Source organism: Allocatelliglobosispora scoriae, from assembly GCF_014204945.1.
Taxonomy (GTDB): Bacteria; Actinomycetota; Actinomycetes; order Mycobacteriales; family Micromonosporaceae; genus Allocatelliglobosispora; species Allocatelliglobosispora scoriae.
Genome location: NZ_JACHMN010000002.1, coordinates 2,508,461 through 2,529,501, shown reverse-complemented (window position 1 = coordinate 2,529,501; position 21,041 = coordinate 2,508,461). Strand labels below are relative to the sequence as shown.

Annotated in this window: 14 protein-coding genes and 1 pseudogene; 10 read left to right on the top strand and 5 right to left on the bottom strand. The window is 70.2% G+C overall.

The annotated features are described in order from the left end of the window. The first annotated feature begins 22 nt into the window (after nucleotides 1–22). The 7 genes and pseudogenes from F4553_RS16940 to F4553_RS16910 all read left to right on the top strand — a co-directional run bounded on the left by F4553_RS16940 (nucleotide 23) and on the right by F4553_RS16910 (nucleotide 6,592). Entirely contained in the window at nucleotides 23–820 is a 798-nt protein-coding gene (locus F4553_RS16940) for a hypothetical protein (protein ID WP_184837151.1), read from the top strand. A gap of 199 nt (nucleotides 821–1,019) precedes the next feature. Next, nucleotides 1,020–2,603, top strand: a complete 1,584-nt coding sequence (locus F4553_RS16935) for an FAD/NAD(P)-binding protein (protein ID WP_221469925.1) — start codon at nucleotides 1,020–1,022, stop codon at nucleotides 2,601–2,603. 22 nt (nucleotides 2,604–2,625) lie between these two features. Next, nucleotides 2,626–3,063, top strand: coding sequence for a hypothetical protein (locus F4553_RS16930; protein WP_184837149.1), 438 nt, complete (start codon nucleotides 2,626–2,628; stop codon nucleotides 3,061–3,063). After that, nucleotides 3,060–4,694, top strand: a complete 1,635-nt coding sequence (locus F4553_RS16925) for an FHA domain-containing protein (RefSeq protein ID WP_184837147.1) — start codon at nucleotides 3,060–3,062, stop codon at nucleotides 4,692–4,694. Before F4553_RS16930 ends, F4553_RS16925 begins: the two co-directional genes overlap by 4 nt. A 27-nt stretch (nucleotides 4,695–4,721) precedes the next feature. Then, nucleotides 4,722–5,912 carry a DegT/DnrJ/EryC1/StrS family aminotransferase gene (locus tag F4553_RS16920; protein WP_184837145.1) on the top strand — a complete coding sequence of 397 codons (1,191 nt, stop codon included), beginning with the start codon at nucleotides 4,722–4,724 and terminating at the stop codon, nucleotides 5,910–5,912. Nucleotides 5,913–6,031: 119 nt separating this feature from the next. Then, nucleotides 6,032–6,223: pseudogene (locus F4553_RS16915) on the top strand (type II toxin-antitoxin system RelE/ParE family toxin); the annotation flags it as partial. Nucleotides 6,224–6,274: 51 nt separating this feature from the next. Then, complete coding sequence (locus F4553_RS16910; protein ID WP_184837141.1) at nucleotides 6,275–6,592, top strand: helix-turn-helix domain-containing protein; 318 nt, start codon at nucleotides 6,275–6,277, stop codon at nucleotides 6,590–6,592. Between the two features lie 21 nt (nucleotides 6,593–6,613). On the opposite strand, the gene F4553_RS16905 is transcribed toward F4553_RS16910, so the two are convergent. Together F4553_RS16905 and F4553_RS16900 are read right to left on the bottom strand one after the other, a co-directional pair. Next, entirely contained in the window at nucleotides 6,614–7,795 is a 1,182-nt protein-coding gene (locus F4553_RS16905) for a toll/interleukin-1 receptor domain-containing protein (RefSeq protein WP_184837140.1), read from the bottom strand. 109 nt (nucleotides 7,796–7,904) lie between these two features. Beyond that, entirely contained in the window at nucleotides 7,905–9,122 is a 1,218-nt protein-coding gene (locus F4553_RS16900) for a class I SAM-dependent methyltransferase (RefSeq protein ID WP_184837138.1), read from the bottom strand. Between the two features lie 170 nt (nucleotides 9,123–9,292). Here F4553_RS16900 and F4553_RS16895 point away from each other — a divergent pair, with 170 nt between their 5' ends. Then, nucleotides 9,293–10,135 (top strand): alpha/beta hydrolase, encoded by an 843-nt coding sequence (locus tag F4553_RS16895; RefSeq protein ID WP_184837136.1) that lies wholly within the window; start codon nucleotides 9,293–9,295, stop codon nucleotides 10,133–10,135. 162 nt (nucleotides 10,136–10,297) lie between these two features. Here the strand turns inward: F4553_RS16895 and F4553_RS16890 are convergent, their stop codons facing one another. Genes F4553_RS16890 through F4553_RS16880 form a run of 3 tightly spaced genes read right to left on the bottom strand, consistent with a single transcriptional unit; the run spans nucleotide 10,298 to nucleotide 18,230 of the window. Then, nucleotides 10,298–11,965, bottom strand: coding sequence for a (2,3-dihydroxybenzoyl)adenylate synthase (locus F4553_RS16890; RefSeq protein ID WP_184837134.1), 1,668 nt, complete (start codon nucleotides 11,963–11,965; stop codon nucleotides 10,298–10,300). Then, nucleotides 11,962–17,157 (bottom strand): type I polyketide synthase, encoded by a 5,196-nt coding sequence (locus F4553_RS16885; protein WP_184837132.1) that lies wholly within the window; start codon nucleotides 17,155–17,157, stop codon nucleotides 11,962–11,964. The genes F4553_RS16890 and F4553_RS16885 overlap by 4 nt, the downstream gene beginning before the upstream one ends. Nucleotides 17,158–17,162: 5 nt before the next feature. After that, nucleotides 17,163–18,230, bottom strand: a complete 1,068-nt coding sequence (locus tag F4553_RS16880; RefSeq protein WP_184837130.1) for a methyltransferase — start codon at nucleotides 18,228–18,230, stop codon at nucleotides 17,163–17,165. A gap of 478 nt (nucleotides 18,231–18,708) precedes the next feature. On the opposite strand from F4553_RS16880, the gene F4553_RS16875 reads away from it, so the two are divergent. Continuing rightward, a complete protein-coding gene (locus F4553_RS16875; RefSeq protein WP_312875242.1) occupies nucleotides 18,709–20,040 on the top strand; it encodes a nucleotide sugar dehydrogenase in 1,332 nt (443 codons plus the stop codon). Further along, nucleotides 20,037–21,029, top strand: a complete 993-nt coding sequence (locus F4553_RS16870) for an NAD-dependent epimerase/dehydratase family protein (RefSeq protein ID WP_184837126.1) — start codon at nucleotides 20,037–20,039, stop codon at nucleotides 21,027–21,029. The genes F4553_RS16875 and F4553_RS16870 overlap by 4 nt, the downstream gene beginning before the upstream one ends. Nucleotides 21,030–21,041: the final 12 nt, after the last annotated feature.

The following is a 21,041-nucleotide window of genomic DNA, read 5'->3' as shown; positions in this document are numbered from 1 at the left end:
CAACGACGATCGGAGCAGGAGCATGCGACGTAAGCGACGCAATCTCGCCGGCTGGGGTGTGGCCCTGGTCGCTGTGGTGGCCGTCATCGCGGCAGCCATTGTGTATACGGCCAACAACTCGGACACGGCCACCGCCGCCACCGAGAAGAAGGGCCGTGGGCTCACCTCGGAGCAGCAGCGGGCGGTGTTGGTCTCGATCTCGGACCAGCCCGAGACGCGGTTTGTCCGGGGACCGCAGACCCTGAAGCAGGCCGCGGCGGAGAACGCCTTCGGTGCACCTCCGACCATGGTCTTCAAGCCCAAGAGCTGCGTATCCTATGTGGAAGACGCACTGGGTGCGCTGGGATCGCTTGATGGATGGCTCCAGTACGGAAGCCGGATCAACCCGACCCGCAACGACAACTTCATCCAGGTTGTCGTCACCATTCCCGGCGGTGCCGACCGGGCACTGCTGGACCGGATCGCGGCTGAGGCAGCCAAGTGCCGCACCGGCACGCTGACGCTGCTGGGTGAGGCGACGGGCAACCTGTCGCTCACCGAGACCAAGCCCCTCGACATCGAGGGTGCCGAGACCTACGCCATCCAGGCCAATAGCAAGTTCCCCTACAAGGAGGGCTCCCGCGAGGCTGAGCTGGTCCGCCGGTTCGAGATGCCGCCGGACGCTCAGCTGCTGCTCGACGACGAGCTGACCGGAATCGAGAACTCCAACTTCGTGGCGATCGGCGACACGCTGATCTTCGTCATGGAGGCGGACCGGGGCCTCTCCGACTCGCTGGCCAAGGAGATGTTCAAGCGGGTCAAGGCGGAGCTGGACAAGTAAGGCATCGGCTCATTGAATGTGCCCGGCCCGGAAACGGTCCGGGCACATTCAATTGCGCAATGAGAAATCGCATTCAACGGCGCTTGATAATGCATCGCGAACGATGTCGACCAGGGCTTCAGCGCATCGGTGAAGAAGCGTCTCGGGAGCCGTCGGCAGACAATCTAAAGGCCGTAGATAAGCGCCCAATTCAGGATCGGTGAGTGACGTGATGAAGATGAGCGACCTGGACGGCTCGGTCGACAACCGGCCGGCCGAGAGTTCGCTGCCACTGCCGCCGGAGCTGGAGCACGCGGACCTCTGGTTCGACAGTGTGGTCGCGGGTGCGGGGATCGAGGTCCGCCAGGTTCCCTTCGTCTCGGTGGGCGGCGGAATCGGCTCGTTCGTGATGGCGGACTACCTGCGCGTCGCGGGCGGGCTGGACGTCTCCGAGGTCAGGGTCCTGTCCCGGCAGACCCACCCGCTGCAGGTCTATCACCACCTGGCGCGGGTCTCCCAGATCGCCGAGCACGGCCGGATCCGCTCCGACTCCTCGTCGCGTCCGGACAACCTGTGGGGCTTCCCGTCCTACGCCCTGCAGGAGGCGCTACAGGAGAACCGGATCGGACCGCTGCTGCAGGTGCTCGTCGAGCCGGTGCTCGCCGACTTCTACACGCCGCGGCTGAGCAAGGTGGTCGAGAGCGTCGCCCGCGAGGCCGCTCGCATCCGCTACCAGGAGATGCTCGTCCAGGGCAATGTCCAGGCGGTGCGCAAGCGGGTCGGCGGCGGCTACTTCACCGTGATCACGCCGCAGGTCGAGGGTCCGATCACGGCGAGCCGGCCGGCACCGGCCCCGATCGCCTACCTCAGCCGCGACGTGCACCTCGCCGTCGGTTACCCCGGTCTGCGCTTCCTGCCGGACCTGCAGGAATTCCGCGAGCGCTACGACTTCCACCACGTCGTCAACGCCTACGAGGAGCACGAGCACGTCTACCAGGCGCTGCGGTTGCGGCCGGGCACCGTACTCGTCCGGGGTGGCGGCATCGCGGCCTCGCAGGTGCTCGACCGGCTGATCCAGGACCGGATGCGCGGCGGCGCGCAGACCCGGATCCTGCACCTGTTCCGCACCTACGTCGAACAGGCGCACGGTCCGCACGCGTGGGCCCGGCGCCCCGGCGGTGACGGCTTCGCCTACCAGGGGTTCAACTACCCGAAGTCGGTCTGGGGCGGCCAGCTGCGCGCCCGGATGGGCGACCTGGAGGGCCAGGACCGCATCGACGTCTACGACGAGATCGGCGGCACCACCACACCGTGGCGTGAGCAGTGGCAGCAGCAGCTCGAGGAGGGCCGCAACGCGGGGTGGTACCGCGCGCACACCGGCACGATCCGCGATCTCCGCCTGGAGAACGACTCCGTCGTCGCCCGGATGAGCCCGCCGCACGACTCGGTCGAGCTGAACGTCGACTACGTCATCGACTGCACCGGCCTCGACGGCGACATCGAGGACCACCCGGTCCTGCGCGACCTGCTCAAGCACGGTGGCGCGCAGCGCAATCCGCTCGGACGCCTCGACGTGGACCAGTCCTTCCGGCTCCGGGGTTCCGAGAGCGGCGAGGGCCGGATCTACGCCTCGGGCGCGGCGACCTACGGCGGCTACTTCCCGGGCGTCGACACCTTCCTCGGGCTGCAGATCGCCGCCCAGGAGGTCGTCTACGACCTCGCCAACCGCGGGCACTGTGACTTCATGGGGCCCGTCCGTTCGACCGTCGAGTGGTTCAAATGGGCCACCGGCCGCCAGATCTGACCAACGAGGAGGGGAGCCAGCCATGGTGCCCACGTTGCCCGGTCGCATCCAGACACGACTATTCCTGCTCGCGATTCTCGGTGCGCCGCTGACCTTCATCATCACCCCCTTCCTGGGGCTCGACGGGCCGCTGTCCGGCCGCTACCAGGTGACCTTCACCGTGCTGCTCGCGGTCGCGGTCCTCGGCATCGTCTGGGAGGCGATCTACCACTTCCTGATGCAGTGGCGCTGGGAGAAGGACTGGCCGACCCTCTTCGGGCTGATCACCTTCCTCCCCGAGGGCCTGCTCATCTGGGGGCTGCTCCATCTCGGGCTCCTGCCGGGGCTGCCCGCTGAGGCGCCGGTCATCCCGTTCGCCCTGCACTTCCTGGCGGTCTGGCTGGTCGTCTGGCTGGCCGCGAACGGCCCGATGCGGGTGCCGTTCATTCGTTGGCGCTTCTACGGAGGGCGGTTGCTGTGACGGCAGGAAACGATGGGACGAGCCGGCTCCAGGGCGACGGGGTGATGGTCAGCCTCGGCGGCCTCACCCTGCTCTGCGCACCCACTCCCGGCCAGCACGCCAGCATCGGCGCGCTGGTCGGCACGCTCGCCACGGCCGCCATGTCGGCCCCGGCGGGCGGGCGGCGGTGGAGCGAGCTGCTGGGCGGCGTACTCACCTCGGGTGACACCACCGACTTCCCGGCGCTCGCCGCCTTCGGCCCGACCGGCAACGGCTTCGCGGCGATCGTCTACGGCCCGGCGGAATTGATCCTCACTGTCGGCGGGCGCGAACTGCGCGTCGACGGCCGCGGTTCGCTGACGCTGGTCGACCGCTACATCACCGAGCAGGTCGACGCGATCCGCGCGGTCCTCGGCAACGCCGGCGACGGCCTGCAGGTCACGTGGTCCAGCACTTCCGGGGGTACGCCGACCGCCGCCTCGATGCCGCACGAGCCGATGATGGCCGAGCCCGCGATGGGCGAGCCGATGTCGGGCGTGCCCGCGATGGGTGATGCCGGTTCGGTGGCGTCGATGGCGGCCGAGGCGCTCGGCCACGCACCGATGATGGCCGAGCCGATGGTGCACGCGGCGATGGTGCACGGTTCGATGGCGGCGGGGATGGACCACGGCTCACCGGCCCGCGCGGCGATGCCTGCGGCGATGCCTGCGGCGATGCCTGCGGCGCAGGTCATGACGGCCGTGCCGATGGCGTCGGAGTTCGGCCCGATGCCCAGCTCGGCCGAGCTCTCCGCGATGGCGGTCGCCGAGGCTGCCCACTCGATGGGCACGACGGTGGAGCTATCGGTGGAGCCCATGCACACCATGGCGGAGCCCATGCACACCATGGCGGAGCCGATGGTCGCGATGGCCGCGCCGATGACGGCTGAGCCCATGATGGCTGAGCCCATGATGGTCGAGCCGGTGGCGAGTGCGTCCATGATGGACTCGGTCATGGCGGCGGAACCGACCACGGCGACCCCGGCCCGGCCGGAGCAGATCGTGATGACCCTGCGGATGCCGCCCGCGACCATGCCGGAGCGTGCGATGCCGGCCGCGGATCCGATGGCAGCCCCGGCGGCCGAGCCGATGATGGAGCCGATGGCGCAGGCCGCGGTCGACCGGTTGGGGAACACCCCGCCCGCGCCGGGCTATGTGATCGGGGTCTACTGCAAGAAGAACCACTTCAACGACCCCCGGGTCGCCTACTGCGCGGCGTGCGGACTCTCCATGCTGGACTCCCACGCCACCCTGGTGTGGGGCCTGCGCCCGCAGCTCGGGGTGCTCGTGCTCGACGACGGTACGGTCTCGCCGCTCGATCGCGACCACGTCGTGGGCAGCCTGCCGGACCGGGACCCGATGGTCCTCGCCGATCTCGCGAGCCCGGTCCGCCTGCAGGATCCGCTGCTCTCCCCGGTACACACCCGGCTGGTGATCGACGGCTGGGACGTCAAGGTGATCGCCGAGGCGAGCGGTGTCTTCGTCCGGGGTGCGGGCGAGGCCTCGTGGAGTCCGCTCGCCAAGGGCGGCTCGACGACGCTGCGGACCGGCTCGGTCGTCGCGTGCGGTCGACGCCAGCTGCACTACCACTCGTACCGGTCGCTACTTCGCTGACGCCCGCGCTCTTTGAAGGAGGGCCTGATGGCCGACATGATCAATGTAATGCAACCATCGCTCGGCGAGCGCGAGCTGGCCGCCGTTGGCAAGGTCTTCGCGAGCAACTGGATCGGCAAAGGCGAGCAGACCAGCACCTTCGAGGCCGGGTTCGCCGCGCACATCGGCGTCGGGCGCGACCACGTGACGTCGGTCAACTCGTGCACCGAGGCGACCTTCATCGCGATGGAGCTGGCGGGAGTCGGCCCGGGGCACGAGGTGATCGTGCCGACCCCGAGCTTCGTCGGCGTCGGCAACGCGGTGGCGTCACGGGGTGCGCGGCTCGTCTTCTGCGACGTCGATCCCCGGACGCTGAACCCGACCGTCGCCGACATCGAGGCGGTCATCACGCCGCGGACGAAGGCCGTGGTGATCCTGCACTACGGGGGCTCGCCGGGGGAGGTGGCGCTCATCGCCGAGCTGTGCCGGTCGCGGGGGGTGCTGCTGATCGAGGATGCCGCCGTCGCGGTCGCCTCCACCGTGGATGGCAGGGCCTGCGGGACCTTCGGGGACATGGGCGTCTGGAGCTTCGACCACGGCAAGACGCTCTGCACCGTCGACGGCGGCATGCTCTACGTCCGCGATCCCGAGCTGGCGACCCGGGCACCCAAGCTGGCGTATTTCGGGCTGGAGCAGAAGAGCGGCTACGACCAGGCGATGCGGGCGCGTACCCGATGGTGGGACTTTGATGTTTCGTCCTTCTCCCGGCGCTCGGTCACCAACGACGTGCTCGCCGCGATCGGCAACGTGCAGCTCTCCCGACTGCCCGGCTTCATCGCGCGGCGACGGGAGATCGCCGGGTGTTACGACGCGGGGCTGAAAGGGCTGGAGGGGCTGCTCACCCCGCCGCCGCTGCCTGCCGGACACGAGTCGTCCTACTACATGTACTGGGTGCAGTTCGAGGGCGGCATTCGCGACGAGGTGGCTCGTGACCTCTACGAACGGGGCATCTACACCACCTTCCGGTACCCGCTGCTGCACCAGGTCCCGGCATACGGCTCCTCGGCGTCGTTGCCGCAGGCCGAGGAGGCTGCTGCGCGTACGCTGCTGCTCCCGATGCACCAGGCGCTCACGGACGCCGACGTGGAGCGGACCATCGACGCGCTGCACGAGTGCGTGACCGCGCGTCTTTCCGAGGCGACGGTCCCCCGGATGCGGGTGGCCCAGCGCAGCATCTGAACCGCCTGGACGATGAAGGCGCTCCGTCGGATTTCGGCGGGGCGCCTTGCGCGTTCAACGTGAGCGCCAGGCCGGGAGGCCTGGAGGCCTGGAGGTATAGTATTCGCTATACTGCTCTCGTGGACAGTGGCCAGTGGGAGATCTACGTCGTCGATGAGGTGCGGGACTGGATTACCGATCTCGACGACGCTTCGCACGCGCGGGTGGTGCAAGCCATCGACGCCCTCGCCGAAGCCGGGCCGGGACTTGGGCGACCTCTCGTTGATACCATTCGCGGCTCGGTCCTGGCCAATCTCAAGGAACTGCGACCGGCGCTATGAGCTTTACGTGAAAGAACGTGCTGAGGAGGAAGGTGGACATCCATGAGCAGCTATAGCCGCTGGAGCGACATCCGGGCCGAACATGTCGAGCGTGCCGGTGGAGAGGAAGCCGTCAAAGCCGGCAAAGAGGAACTGCTGAACGAGGTCACCGGGCGCCGCCTGGCCGAGCTGCGCCGCGCTCGTGGGCTGACTCAGCAGCAGGTTGCTGAGCGCATGGGTGTCACGAAGGGCCGTGTCTCCCAGATCGAGCAAGGTTCGATCTCCGGCCAGGACGTCCTCGCACGCTTCGCCGCCGCGCTCGGCGGACGCCTCCATCAGGCCATCTACTTCGACAACGGTGACATCGCCGCCGTCGCCTGACGCCATATCGATCGGCAGAACCTATCGTGATGGCTGGGAAGGGTCGGATCTTCCGCTTCCAAGCGGCGCGGTGATCATCCGGGTGATGGCAGCCGTTGCCAGCAGGGTGGTGCCGATGCCGGGCCACAGTACCGAGAGTCCGGGCCAGCCGCCGATCAGCAGGTCCGTCAGCAGGCCTGCGGCTGCGACGAGTGCGGCAGATCCGACCAGCAGCCGGGTCCGTCCGGTGGCGCGCAGGTTGACCGTCAGCACCATGCCGAACAGGACGAGCACCGTCGCCTCGGTGGTGCCTCGCGGCATGAACACGGCGACGGCGGCCGCCACGCTGATGCCGCCGAGGCACAGGCCGATGAGGTCGTCGCCGTCGAAGACCACCCACAGCGGTAAGCCTTCCGCCCACACGCTGACGAGGCCGAGCAGCGCCACGAGCCCGCCGATGACCCGCGCGATGATGTCGCCGGTGCTGGTCGGCGCGGGCCACGGCGCCGGCGGGACGATGGTCACGAGCAGGATGACGAGGCCGAGGGCCACGGCCCACACACCTGGAAATACATGATCGAAATGCCGGAGGCCCGTCAGCGCGAGAATCGTGCCGCCGAGGAGCACCGCACCGAGCCAGGCCGTGCTGAGGCCGACCGGGATGTGACCGACGCCGAGCCCGATCGCGGCGGCGAGATTCAGCGCCAGCGCGAGGCCGCACACCAGCCGAGCACCGAGCCGGCCGGCGGTCGGGGCGGCAGTGGTCGTCGGGGTGCTCGGCCGGCTCCGGCGCGGCGTCACCGCAGGTGCCGGCCGAGCCGGCACCTGCGGGGCGCTGTCGGCCGCCGGAGCCAGCGTTCGCAGCTTCGCGACGAACCGGTCCTGCGGCATGCGGTCGCCGGTGACGTCTTCGAACTGGGTGGCGTTGAGCCGGAAGAACGGGCGGCCGGACAGCAGGATCGGCATGATCGGACGGCCGCCGTCCTGAGCGCGGACCAGCTCCCGCTCGACCCACTCGGAGCCCTCGCTCGCCGGGCTCATCACCGGGACGAACACCGCGCTGGTGTCGACCCGCTCGGAGATGACGGTGGCCCAGCGATCGCCGTAGTCGATCCCGTCGCCGTCCAGCCAGACCTCGACCCCGGCGGACCGCAGATGGTCCACGAGCCGACGCACGTAGGTGCCGTCTCTCCGGCTGTAGCTGATGAAGACATGCCCGGCCACGGCGAGAACGCTAGCGCGAAATCCAGAGTGGTCGGTATCCCTGCCGACTCCAGACCTGCTGACCGAACGGGTGCCCCGCCAGGACCGCGGGGCACCCGTTCCGCGGGGATCAGAGGACGCGGACCTCGGGGACGAAGAGGATCCACTCGCCGCCCGCGTCGCGGAACGCCTGCTCCTTCGCCATGATCTCCTCGGCGTGGTTCCACGCGAAGAGCAGGGCGTAGTCGGGGTAGGGGTCGGCGAAGGCGGTCGGCGGGCGGACCGGCAGGTGCGAGCCGGGCACCAGGTGTCCCTGCTTCGCCGGGGTGGAATCGCAGACGAAGGGCACCAGGTCGGTGCCGATCCCGCAGTAATTCGTCACGGTCGAGCTCTTGCCCGGTGCGCCGTACCCGACGACGGTTTTGCCATCGCTCTTGATCTTGTTGAGGACCGCGAGCAGGTCGTGCCGGATGCGCTCGACGTTGCGGCCGAACTGGGCGAAGGTCTCGGGCTCCGAGAGGTTGCGGGTCAGCTCGTCGGCGAGCAGCTCGTTGACGGCGGCGGCCGGCTTGCGGGCACCCTTGCGGGCCAGCGTGTAGCGGATCTCGCCGCCGTGCATCGCGATGTGCTCGGCGTTGACCAGATCGAAGCCGAAGTGCTCCGCCATCGCCTGCACCGAGGTGACGCTGAAGTAGAAGACGTGCTCGTCATAGATCTGGTCGAAGGCGTTGCCCTCGACGATCGTGCCGAGGTAGGGCTCCTCGAAAATGAAGACGCCGTTCGGGCCGAGCAGCGCGTCGATGCCCTGGAAGACCGAGCCGATGTGGGCGATGTGGCAGATCGTGTTGGCACCGAAGATGACATCGGCGGGGCCGTGCTCGGCCCGGATCGCGGTCGCGGTCGCCTGGTCGAAGAACTCGCTCAGCACCGTCACGCCCTTGGCGCGGGCCAGCTCCGCCACGTTGGCCGACGGTTCGACACCGAGGTGGCGGACGCCCGCCGCGGCGATCGTGGAGAGCATCACGCCGTCGTTGCAGCCGATCTCCACGATGAAGGGGTCCGCACCGGTGAGCTCGGTCGCCATGAAGCGCCGCGCGTTCGCCGCGAAGTGCTCGCGGTGGCTCGCCGAGCCGGACGCGTGGTAGCGGTAACTCCCGTGGTAGCGGAGGTCCTGCGGCACCTCCTCCAGGAGCTGCACCATCGTGCAGAGCTCGCACACGCCCACCGCGAGCCGGAAGAAGAACTCCCGGTCGACCTCCTCCGGCAGGAGGAATCCATTCGCCGTGGGTTGGCGCCCCAGGTCGACGAATTCCTGCACCTTGCCGCCACAAACCCGACATCTGAACATGGGTCGGAGCCTATTGACTGGCACTCGGGTCCCGCTTCTCCCCGGATGCCGGTTCGCCACCGCGGCACCCGCTCCGGGCAGGGCCGCTGCGGCCCTCGGCAATCGAAGAGGTGCCGTGGCCGCCTGCGGCTGTGACGATGCGACGGCGTGCGCAGTGACCTGGAGGACCGATGCACAGAATCAACACCGACATGCTCGATGTCCCGGGCGCCAGCCTCTATTTCGAGGTACGCGGGTCCGGCCCCACGTTTCTGATCATCCCCACCGGTAACGGGGACGCGGCGCCCTTCGGGCCGGTGGCGAACGCGCTCGCCGATTCTTACACCGTGGTCACCTATGACCGGCGCGGCTTCTCCCGCAGCCCGCAGCACGAGCCGTTCGTGGACGCCGACCGCGTCGCGATGGACGCCGACGACGCCGTCCGGCTCCTCGACCACGTGGGCGCGGCGACGGCGCACGCCTTCGGCAGCAGCTCCGGGGCGATCGTCGCGCTGGCGATGCTGGAACGGGCGCCGCAGCGGCTGCGTACGCTCATCGCGCACGAGCCGCCGCTCGCCTCGATCCTGCCCGACGCGCAGGAGTGGCTGCGCTTCTACGAGGACCTCTACATCGTCTACCGGGCCGCCGGGATCGAGGCGGGGCGGCAGATGTTCCGCAACAAGATGGGGATGGGCACCCCGACGAAGGCGCCGGAGAACACCGCGCAGTCGCCGCACCAGCTCGCCGAGATGCTGGAGCGGATCCGTGGCAACCAGCCGTTCTGGTTCGAGCACGAGATCCGGACCTACCCCGCCTACCTGCCCGACCGGGAACGGTTGTGCGCGGCGGCGGAGAAGCTCGTCCTCGCCGGTGGCACCACCTCGCGCGGCGACTTCCCGTACTGGCCCAACCAGGTCCTGGCCGAGTGGGTGGGCACCGAGATCCTGGACTTCCCCGGCGGCCACGTAGGTTACGTCACCCACCCCGAGGAGTTCATAAGTCTCCTGACGAAAGTCCTCACCGCCCGCGGTTAGCCCCTCCATATTCGCGTTGATCAAGGGAAGACTCGCCGCATACCGGACACCCGGGATGGTGAGTCTTCCCTTGATCAACGCGAATATGGAGATGGAGAGGGAAGGGAGTGGGCGGAGGGCCGCCGGCGGTAGAGCGGCGGCGGCCCTCCGGGGGTCGGCCGGTTAGGGCGACCCGGGGGCTGCCGCCGGACCCTCACCTCCGGTCAGCAGCAGGCTCAGCACCTTCTTGTCGGGCTTGCCGATGGGGGTGTGCGGGAGGTCGGGCAGTACCTCCAGGCGTTCCGGGATCTTGAATGCCGCCACGCCCCGGTCGGTGAGGGCGGCGGCGACTCCGGCCAGCGTCAGCTCTCGGCCGGGGTGCAGGCTGACGAAGACGCAGACCCGCTCGCCGACGATCGGATCGGGCAGCGGCACCGCGGCCACCTCCGCCACCTCGGGCAGCTCCTGGACCAGGGTCTCGATCTCGCCGGCCGAGATCTTCTCGCCACCTCGGTTGATCAGGTCCTTCACCCGGCCGCTGACGACGACGTTGCCCTCGGCGGTGATCCGCACCAGGTCACCGGTGCGGAACCAGCCGTCGGGAGTGAAGGAGACGCTGTTCTGGGCCGGAACGCCGACATATCCGCGCGGCGTGTAGGGGCCCCGGGTGAGCAGCTCCCCGATCTCGCCGGGGGCCACCGCCAGGCCGTCCGGCCCGACGACGAGCAGCTCGTCGAGGGGGCTGATCGGGGTGCCCTGGGTCGAGTGGGCGATCTCGTCCGGCGCGTCGGTCCGGGTGTAGCAGATCAGGCCCTCAGCCATCCCGTACACCTGCTGGATCTTGCAGTTGAGGGCCGGACCGATGCGCGCGGCGGTCTCGGGCGCGAGCGTTGATCCTCCGATGTGGACATATTGCAGGCTGCTCAGGTCGCGCGTGCTGTTCGCGGCGGCCTCGGCCCAGGTGATCGCCACGGCCGGGACCGCCGACGTGGCGGTGACCCGCTCAGCCTCGATCGCGGCGAAGACGGGCTCCGGCCGGGGCGAGGGGAGCAGGACCGCCCGGCCCCCGGCGTGCAGCGCGCCGAGGATGCCGGGGTTGGCGAGCGGGAAGTTGTGCCCGGCCGGGAGCACGGCGAGGTAGACCGTGTCCAGGTCGAAGTCGCACGCCCGCACGACCCGCCGGATGTTGTACGCGTAGTCGTCGTGCGTCCGGCTGATCACCTTCGGTACGCCGGTGGTCCCCCCGGACAGGAGGAAGAGCGCGACATCCGACCCGGCCGGTGCCCACTCGTCGAGCAGCCGCCGCCGCGGACCGGGGTCGCCGTCGTGGTCGATGAGCCCCCGCACGTCGATGCTCTCGCCGTGCACCTCGTCGCCGACCACGAGCACCAGGGCCGGGTCGGGCAGCGTCGCCGCGACCCGGTGCGCCAGGTCCTGGTGGTCGTAGCCCTTCCAGGTGTCGGGCACGATGATCGCCTTCGCCCGGACATGGGTCCCGATGGAGCCCAGCTCGTACTCCCGGTGCGGCGGCAGCATCATCACCGGCACGACGCCGATGCGGAAGCACGCCATCGTGACGGCGACGAACTCCCAGCAGTTGGGGAGCTGCACGAGGACCGTGTCACCGTGGCCGAGCCCCCGAGCGGCGAACCGCTCGGCGAGGCTGTCGGCGCGCAGCGCCAGGTCGAGGTAGGTGAGCCGGTGCTCGCCGTCGACGACGGCGACCCGGTCCCCCCACCGCTGCGCCCACTCCCACAGGAGCGAGCCGAGCGGCTTGCCCTGCCAGCAGCCCGCCTTCCGGTATCCGTCGGCGACCTCCTCCGGCCAGGGCACCACGCCGTCGATGATCATCGGGAAGCTCCCTGCCCGGCGAGATCGGCCTCCGCGCTGAGGGCGAGCCGCTCCGCGAGGAGTGACGCGATCGCCTCGATCGTGGGCCGGTCCCAGAAGAGCGTCGCGGGCAGCCGCAGCCGGAAGCGCCGCTCCAGCCCGAGCCGGATCCGGACCGTCATGACCGAGTCGATCCCCATCTCGACCAGGGGCCGTCGCGGGTCGACCTCGGCCGCGGCGAGCCTCGTCTCGGCCGCGACCTGGCTGCTGATCTCCCCGGCGAGGTAGGCGTGCTGCTCGTGCGGGTCCAGCCCGAGCCACGGCGAGGACGCCGATTCGGTCACGACAGCACCGGTGGGTGCATCCGCCGGCACCTCGCTGAGCAGTGGCGGGCGCCGGTCGCCGGGCTCCAGCGGGAGGACCCGCAGCACCGCGGCGTAGCTCAGGTCGTGGCGCTCGGCCAGCTCCCAGGCGCCGAACGCCTCGGTGAGGCTGATGTCGGCGGTGCCCCGTGCCGCCAGCTCCGCGTCGATCACCGCCGACGAGGTGGACATGCCCAGCCCGCGCCACGATGTCCAGCCGAAGCTCGTCGTGCCGGTGTCCCCGGCCGCCCGCCGATGTGCGGCGAGCGCGTCGAGGAAGGCGTTCCCGGCCGCGTAGCTCGCCTGGCCCGGCAGGCCCAGGAGCTGGCCGCTGGAGGAGAAGAGCACCAGGAAGTCGAGGCTGCCGGGCGGGAAGAGCCGGTGCAGCACGAGCGCGCCGGTCACCTTGGGCCGCAACACCGTCCGCAGCGACTCCTCGTCGAGCGTCTGCAGCGTACGGTTGTCAAGGACGCCGGCGGCGTGCACGACACCCCGGATCGGTGGCAGTCCCAGCGCGGCGGCGGAGAGCACCCGTTTCGCCTCGGCCGCGTCGGCGATGTCCACCGCGACGGTCACGACCGTGACGCCGAGCCGCTCCAGCGAGCGGATCGAGGAGATCTGGGCCAGCTCACCGGGGTCGGTGACCTCGTCCCAGACATCGCGGGACGGCAGCGCCCGGCGCCCGGCGAGCACGATCCGCCGCGCCCCCCGGTCCGCCAGCCAGTGCGCCACCGCGAAACCGAGGACGCCCCGCCCGCCGGTGATCAGATAGGTGCCGTCGGGCTGGCAGGTCATCGGCGGCCGGACCGGATCGCCGGTGAGGTGGTGCAGGCGGGCCACGCTCGGCTCGCCCTCGCGGACGGTGATGACATCCTCGCCGCGTACGGAGCTCAGCACCCCGATGAGCGCCGGCACGTCGAGCGGAGACTCTCCGATGTCGACGGTGCCGCCCCAGAACTCGGGGTGCTCACCGCCGACGATCCGGCCCAGTCCCCAGAGCGCCGCGTGGCCGAGCGAGCGCTCCTCGGCGCTCTCCCGCACCCCCTGGGTGACGCACCAGAGCCGGGCCGGGTTGGCGAGCCCGGCACCGGCGAGCCGCTGCGCGGTCCGGGCCAGCAGCCAGGACGCCGCGGTGGCGGCCTCGTCGGCGGCACCGGCGAGGCTCGGCACCACCACGATCGCGTGGTCGCTGCGGAGCTCGTCCGCCTGCAGCTCGGCCGGGTCCCTGACGACACGATGGGCGATCCCGCCGCCGCCGAGCCGTTCGGCGAGCCTGCCGAGGAGCCCGGTGTCCGGGCCGACGAGCACGATGCCCGCGGGCGGTGCCGCCTCGACCCGATCGGCGGGGCGCCAGACGAGCTCGTGGACGAGTCGGCGCGGGCTGGTGACCGCACCGACATCGCTGTCGAGCACGCCGTACCGAAGCCGCGACAGCACACCCACGACAGCGCCGGAGAGGTCCGTGATCTCGACGTCGACGGTGTCGTCGCCCGCGATGCGTACGCCGATCCGGGCCCTCGCCGGTGGCACCGGCGACAGCGTGACGCGCTGGATGTGCGCGGGCATCCGCAGGATCGGCGGACCGGGGAAGACGACCGACGCCGCGGAGAGCGCGGCATCGAGGATCGAGGCCCAGTTGGCGGGCTCGCCGTCGGCGTGCGGGTCGGCGCGGACCGTCGCGAGCAGTGTGTCCGCACCGCGCTGGATGCGCTCCACCGTCCAGGGGAACCCCATCGCGGCGACGCCGAGGGTGGCGAGCCGGGACACGACGTGGTCCACGGGGAGCTCCTCGTCGGCGCCGAGCTCCATGCGCCGCAGCGACTCCACCCCGGTGTGCGGCTCGACGGCGGCGAGGGTGTTGGTGACCCAGCCCTTGTCGTCGGCCTCGTCGTCGGCGATCCGGGAGGAGAGCCGGATCGTGCCGTCCTGGAGCACGACCTGCAGATATCGAGGGGTCATGACGCTGACCGGCACCCGCAGCGTGACATCGGTCAGGTCGGGCCAGGACGTGGCCCGAGCGGCGGCCGAGACGAAGGTGTTGAGCAGCACCGCCGCCGGGATGATCTCCACCTCGCGGACCGGGTGGTCGCCCGGGTAGGGCCGGGAATCCCGGTCCAGATAGGTGAGCCAGGCCTGTGCCGGGGTGGTGCCGTGGACGTTGATCCGACCGCCGAGCAGGGTGTTGCTCTCGACATCGTGCTGCTCGGTGAGGAAGGAGCGTCCCACCGGCTCGTCGGCCCAGTGCGGCTTGTGCTGCCACGCCGTCCTCGGCAGCTCGGCGAGTCGGCCCTCGGGCCAGATCGCCGACCAGTCGACCGTCGCGCCGTGGCAGTGCAGCAGGCCGAGGTTGCCGAGCAGGGTCTCCCGCTCGGGCTTGCGGCGCCGCAGCGAGTGCGTGGCGTAAGTGCCGCCGATGCCGAGCTCGTCGAGAGTCTCGTTGACCGAGTGCTCCACGACGGGGTGCGGCGAGACCTCCAGGAAGAGCCGGTAACCGTCCTCGGCCGCGGCGGTGATCGCCTGCGCGAAGCGCACCTGCCCGCCGAGGTTGGTGGCCCAGTAGGCGCCGTCGCGCGGTGCCGTGGACCGGGGATCCGGGAGCGCGCTGGTGTAGACGGGGATGGCCGCGGCGCTCGGTGTCAGGTCCGCCACGGCGGTGGCGAGAGCATCGAGGAGCGGGTCCATCTGCGGGCTGTGGAAGGCGACGTCCGAGTCGACCGCGCGGACGCCGATGCCGTCGGCCGCCCACTTCTCGCTCACCGTGCGGATCGCCTCGATGTCGCCGGAGAGCACCGCGGAGCTGGTCGACGCGGCGACCGCCACGACCACGTCCCGCCGGTCGCCGAGGCGCTGCTCGGCCTCGGCCGGAGGCAGGCTGACCATCGCCATGGCGCCCCGACCGGCGACCTCGCGCAGCAGCAGCGACCGGCGGCAGACGAGCCGGGCACCCTGCTCCAGGGTGAGGATGCCGCCGGTGACGGCCGCCGCGATCTCGCCAACGGAGTGGCCGATCACCGCGTCGGGCCGCAGGCCGACGGAGCGCCAGACGGCGGCGAGCCCCACCTGCACCGCGAAGATCATCGGCTGGATGACGTCGACCGGCTGCGGCGCGTCGTCACCGATCGTCGTCCGGGGCGAGATGCCGAGCTCCCCGAGGAAGATCGGTTCCAGATCGTCGATCACCCCGGCGAAGACCGGGTCGGTCGCGAGCAGCTCGCGGGCCATCCCCGTCCACTGTGATCCATGTCCGGAGAAGAGCCAGACCAGCCCTTTCCCGGCCGGGACGACGCTGCCGGTCGCCGCGGCACCGCCGCTCGCGGCCAGCTCCCGCAGGCCCGCGACGAGCTGGTCGCGGTCCGCGGCGAAGACGGCGGCCCGATGAGCCAGGTGGGTACGCCGGTGCGCCAGCGTGTGCCCCACGTCCGAGGTGCGGATGCTGTCGTCGGCGTCGAGCAGATCCGCCAGGCTCCCCGCGTAATCGGAGATCGCGGCGGGCGTGGCACCGGAGAGCGGGTAGAGCGCCGATCGGGGCTCCTCCGCGTCGGCGACCACCCGGATCGGGTCGCCCTGCTCCAGGATGACGTGCGCGATGGTGCCGCCGTAGCCGTAGCCGGAGACACCGGCCCGCCGGGTGCCGGAGAGCTCCGGCCACGGGGTGACCTCGGTGACGACCTTCAACCCGGCGGTGTCCCACGGGATCGCCGGGTTGGGGGTGGTGAAGTTGAGGCTGGGCGGGATCTCCCGGTGCCGCAGCGCGAGCACCGTCTTGATGACACCGGCGATGCCCGCACCCGCTTCCAGGTGACCGATGTTGGGCTTGACCGAGCCGATGAGGCACGGCTGGTCGGCGGCCCGGCCGGGGGCGAAGACCGCGGTCATCGCCCCCGCCTCCAGCGGGTCCCCGACGCGGGTGCCGGTGCCGTGCGCCTCGACGTAGCCGACCGTGGCCGGGTCGATCCCGGCCGCGGCGTAGGCCCGGCGCATCAGGTGCGCTTGCGCCTCGCCGTTGGGCGCCATGATCCCGTTGGTACGCCCGTCCTGGTGCACCGCGCTGCCCCGCAGCACCGCGAGAACGGGGTCCCCGTCGCGGCGGGCGTCGGCGAGCCGCTTGAGCACGACCACGCCGCCGCCCTCGCCCCGGCCGTAGCCGTCGGCGCTCGCGTCGAAGGACTTGCTGCGCCCGTCGGGCGAGGTGGCCCCCGCCGAGTCGAGCACGAGCGAGAGTCCCGGTGCGGTCATCACCAGGATGCCGCCGGCGAGCGCCACCGGGCACTCGCCGGCCCGCAGCGCCTGTGCCGCAAGGTGAATCGAGACGAGCGACGACGAGCAGGCGGTGTCGACCGCGACGCTCGGCCCGTGCAGGTCCAGCGCGTAGGAGACGCGGTTGGCGACGGCACAGTAGGCGCCGCCGATCCCCGTCCACGCCTCGATGGACGGCAGGTCTTCCAGGAGCCGCCGTCCGTAGTCGTCCGAGCCAACCCCGATGAAGACGCCGGTATCGGTCCCGCCGAGATCGCGGGGCGGGATGCCGGCGTGCTCCAACGCCTCCCAGGAGAGTTCGAGGATGATCCGCTGCTGGGGGTCCATCAGGGCCGCCTCGCGCGGGGTGATGTCGAAGAAGTCCGCGTCGAAGCCCTTGACGTCGTCGAGGAAGGCACCGCTCCTGGTCACGTCGCGGACGGCGGCTGCGTGCTCGCGGCCCTGGGTGGCGTACCAGTCCCAGCGCTGGTCGGGCAGGACGCCGATGGTGTCGCGGCCGGACCGCAGCAACTCCCAGAACTGTGCCGGAGAGTCGATGCCGCCGGCGAAGCGGCAGGCCATCCCGATGATGGCGATGGGTTCGGGGTTGGTCATCGCCGTTACCGCCCGGACGGAGCGGCGGTCTTGCGGCCGACGACGAGGGTGTGGCTGAAGCCCATGTCCTGATAACGCTCGACCTCGGTGAACCCGGCGTCGCGGACCGACTTCTCCATGTCGTTGGGGGAGTAGGTCATGCCCTCACCGGAGGCGAGCGCCAGGAAGTACGGCGAGACGAGCCCGGCGCTCATCGAGCCGGTGCCCTCGTCGTTGGAGACGAAGTTGTAGACGAGGCAGACCCCGCCGGGCTCCAGCGCCTCGTAGCACTTGCGCAGCAGCTCGGTGTTGCGCTCCAGCGACCAGATCTCGAAGATGTGGAAGAAGAGGATCGTGTCGGCACCGGTCGGCAGAGGGGTCTCGAAGAGGTCACCGGGGTGGAAGGTGACGCGGCGGCGCAGATCTGGGTCCTCGATGCGGTCGGCTGCGAGGCGGGTGACACTCTCCTGGTCGAAGACGGTCACCGACAGCTCGGGGTAACGGCGGGCCAGCTCCAGGCTGTTGGTCCCGTCACCGCCGCCGATGTCGATCGCCCGGCGGGATCCGGAGAAGTCGTAGCGGTCCAGGATCTGCGCGAAGGCCCGTGCCGACGCGTCGCCCATGTTGTCGTAGAAGACCTTCTGCAGATCCGGGGTGGAGACGAGCCGCTCGTAGAGGGTGGTGCCCTCGCCCTGGACGTGGCGCAGGCCGACGTTGGTGTTCTGGCGCATGGACTCGGCGAAGTCGACGAGGCTGGCATTGATGATCTTCGCCTGGATGTCGATCAGCGGTCCGAGGAAGCGCTCGCCCTCGCGCAGCAGCTTCCGCTTCGCCATGGCGCTGTTGACGTACTTGTCGCCCTGCTTCTCCAACAGCAGGATGGAGGTCAACCCGAGCAGGAGTACGCGCGCGGGCTGCTCCTCGACGCCGATCGCCGCGGCGACCTCGGCGAGGTCCATCCCGCCGGCCTTCTCCAGGCGCTCGAAGAGGTCGAACTCCAGCCCTGTCCGCAGCAGCTCGAAGGCGGTCGTACCGTGAATGATGAGCCGCAGGTAGTCGGCGTCCGTGACGGTGACATTGCCGCTGGTGGCCATGGATCTCCTCCGCAGGTGGAAGGCGAGCGAAGGACCGGATGTTCCACCTGCGTCCACGACCCTGGCCGCTACCGGTGGGCGCTGCCGTCGATGACTGCGGCCCTTGGATGATCCAGCCCTCTACCGCTCGCGAGCCGTCGCTCCTGACGCGACGACATCGCCAAGCATGATCACGTCAATTGCCCGGCGCACCTCCTCGAATGCGCAACCGAGAGGCTTGTGACCTGTGGCAACTCGCGAGAAACCGATTCGTGAGTCAGCCCATCCGCAACGTGGGAGATGCGACCGGATGGGCCGAGATCAACGATGGACGCAGATGTCGTGTCAGGAGCGCGCGGCTGCGCCTGGCGACGACGGGCATGGAGCGGGTCGCTGACCGCCTGGGCTCCGGCGGGCGATGACGGCCCGTTCCCAACGCCGCCCGCAAACGTCGATCGAGCGCTCACGACACGACCCCGACGAGCCAATGGAGCCAATCGTGCAGGAGTTCAGGACCGTCGCCGTGATCGGCCTGGGATACGTCGGGTCGTGCATAGCCGCGACGCTCGCCGACCGAGGGCTGGATGTCGTCGGCGTCGATGCCGATTCCCGCCTGATCGATGAATTGAACAACGGCTACTGTCGATTCCGCGAGGCCGAGCTGAGCGAGACGATCCTTCCCGTGATCGCCAGCGGCAAGCTGCGCGTCACCACCGACTACGCGGCGATCTCGGCCGCCGATGTGGTCCTGATCGCCGTCGGTACGCCGGTGAACGACGACGGATCACTCGCCGACCGCCAGTTGCGGGGCGCGTCGGAGTCGCTGGCGAGGTACATCCGGGCCGGGCAGCTCATCGTGCTGAAGAGCACCGTGCCGCCCGGGACGACCAAGGGCCTGGTCCGCGAGCTGCTGGAGGCGAGCGGGCTGACCGCCGGCACCGACTTCCACCTGGCTTTCACGCCGGAGCGGCTCGCCGAGGGCACCGCCCTGGCCGAGCTGCGCACCTTCCCCATCGTCGTGGGCGGCCTGACTCCCGAGTGCACCGCGATCGCGGCGGAGTTCTGGAAGCAGGCCCTCAACGTCCGCGTGATCCCGCAGGACTCCTCGGAGGCCGCCGAGATCATCAAGCTCGCCGACAACTGGTGGATCGACCTGAACATCGCGCTCGCCAACGAGCTCGCGAAGTTCTGCGCGCTCTTCGACGTGGACGTGCTCGACGTCATCTCGGCGGCGAACTCCATCCCCAAGGGCAAGGGCAACGTCAACATCCTCACGCCGAGCGTCGGGGTGGGCGGCTCCTGCCTCACCAAGGATCCGTGGATGGTCTGGCAGTCGGCGGGCCGTAAGGGCCTGGAGATCCACACCACCCGGGTCGGCCGCGAGGTCAACGCGGGGATGCCCGACTACACGGCGCAGCTCATCCTCGACCAGCTCGCCGAGGCCGGAAAGGACCCCGCCACGGCGACGGTCGCGGTGCTGGGCCTGGCCTTCAAGAACAACACGGGCGACCTGCGGGCCACCCCGACGCTCGGTGTCATCGCGGCGCTGGTCAAGGCGGGCGTCACCGTACGCGCGCACGACCCGCTCGTCGACCCGGATCAGGCGAAGGCGCTGCTGGGCATCCTGCCCGCGGCCACCCTCGACGAGGCGGTGAAGGGTGCCGATTGCCTCGCCATCCTGGCCCACCATCGGGAGTTCGAGGCCATCGACTTCGCCGCGCTGCCCGTCGCCGACTCGTGTTCGATCCTCGACGGGCGGGCCTACTACTCCAAGGAGAAGATCTCGATGCTGCGCGGGCTGGGTTACAACTATCGAGGAATCGGACGGTGAGCGTGTCCCGAGTAGTGGTCACCGGCGGCTGCGGTTTCATCGGCAGCCACCTGGTGGAACGGCTCATCGCCCAGGGCGACGAGGTGACCATCTTCGATGGCGTGGCGCCACCGGCGGATCAGGCGCTCGCTCGCGAGCACGCGCGCTTCGTCTCGGGCGACATCCGCGACACCGTCCGCCTCGCCGAGGTGATCCGGTCCGGGGTGGATGTCGTCTACCACCTCGCCGCCGTCGTCGGGGTGGATCAGTACCTGGCCCGCCCGCTCGACGTCATCGACATCAACTTCACCGGGACCCGCAACGTGCTCGACCTCGCCACCGTCGCCGGCACCCGGGTCGTGGTGGCGAGCACGAGCGAGGTCTTCGGCAAGAACCCGGCCGTGCCGTGGCGGGAGGAGGACGACCGGGTCCTCGGGCCGACGACGGCGGACCGCTGGACCTACTCGTCGAGCAAGGCGCTGAGCGAGCACCTCACCTTCGCCTTCGCCCGGCAGCACGGGCTCGCCGCCACGGTGGTGCGCTACTTCAACGCGTACGGCCCCCGGCAGCGGCCGGCCTATGTGGTCAGTCGCACGGTGCACCGGGCGCTCAACGGGCTCGCACCGGTCGTCTACGACGAGGGGCAGCAGACCCGCAGCTTCACCTACATCGCCGACGCCATCGACGGCACCCTGCTCGCAGCGGCGAGCCCGGATGCCGTCGGTGACGTCTTCAATATCGGCAACATGCAGGAGACCACGGTCGGTGAGGCGGTCAACATGATCGCCAAGCTCACCGGTTTCGACGAGGCCCTGGTGGCGGTCAACACGGCCGAGAAGCTCGGTCCGGCGTACCAGGACCTGCTGCGGCGCATCCCCGACAACACCAAGGCCCGCGAGAAGCTCGGCTGGAGCTGCGACACGTCCTTGGAGCAGGGTCTCGCCAAGACGATCGAGTGGGCCCGGGCCAACCCGTGGTGGCTGGCGCTGCCCGACAGCGGCGCCGCCTGATCTCCCCGCCGG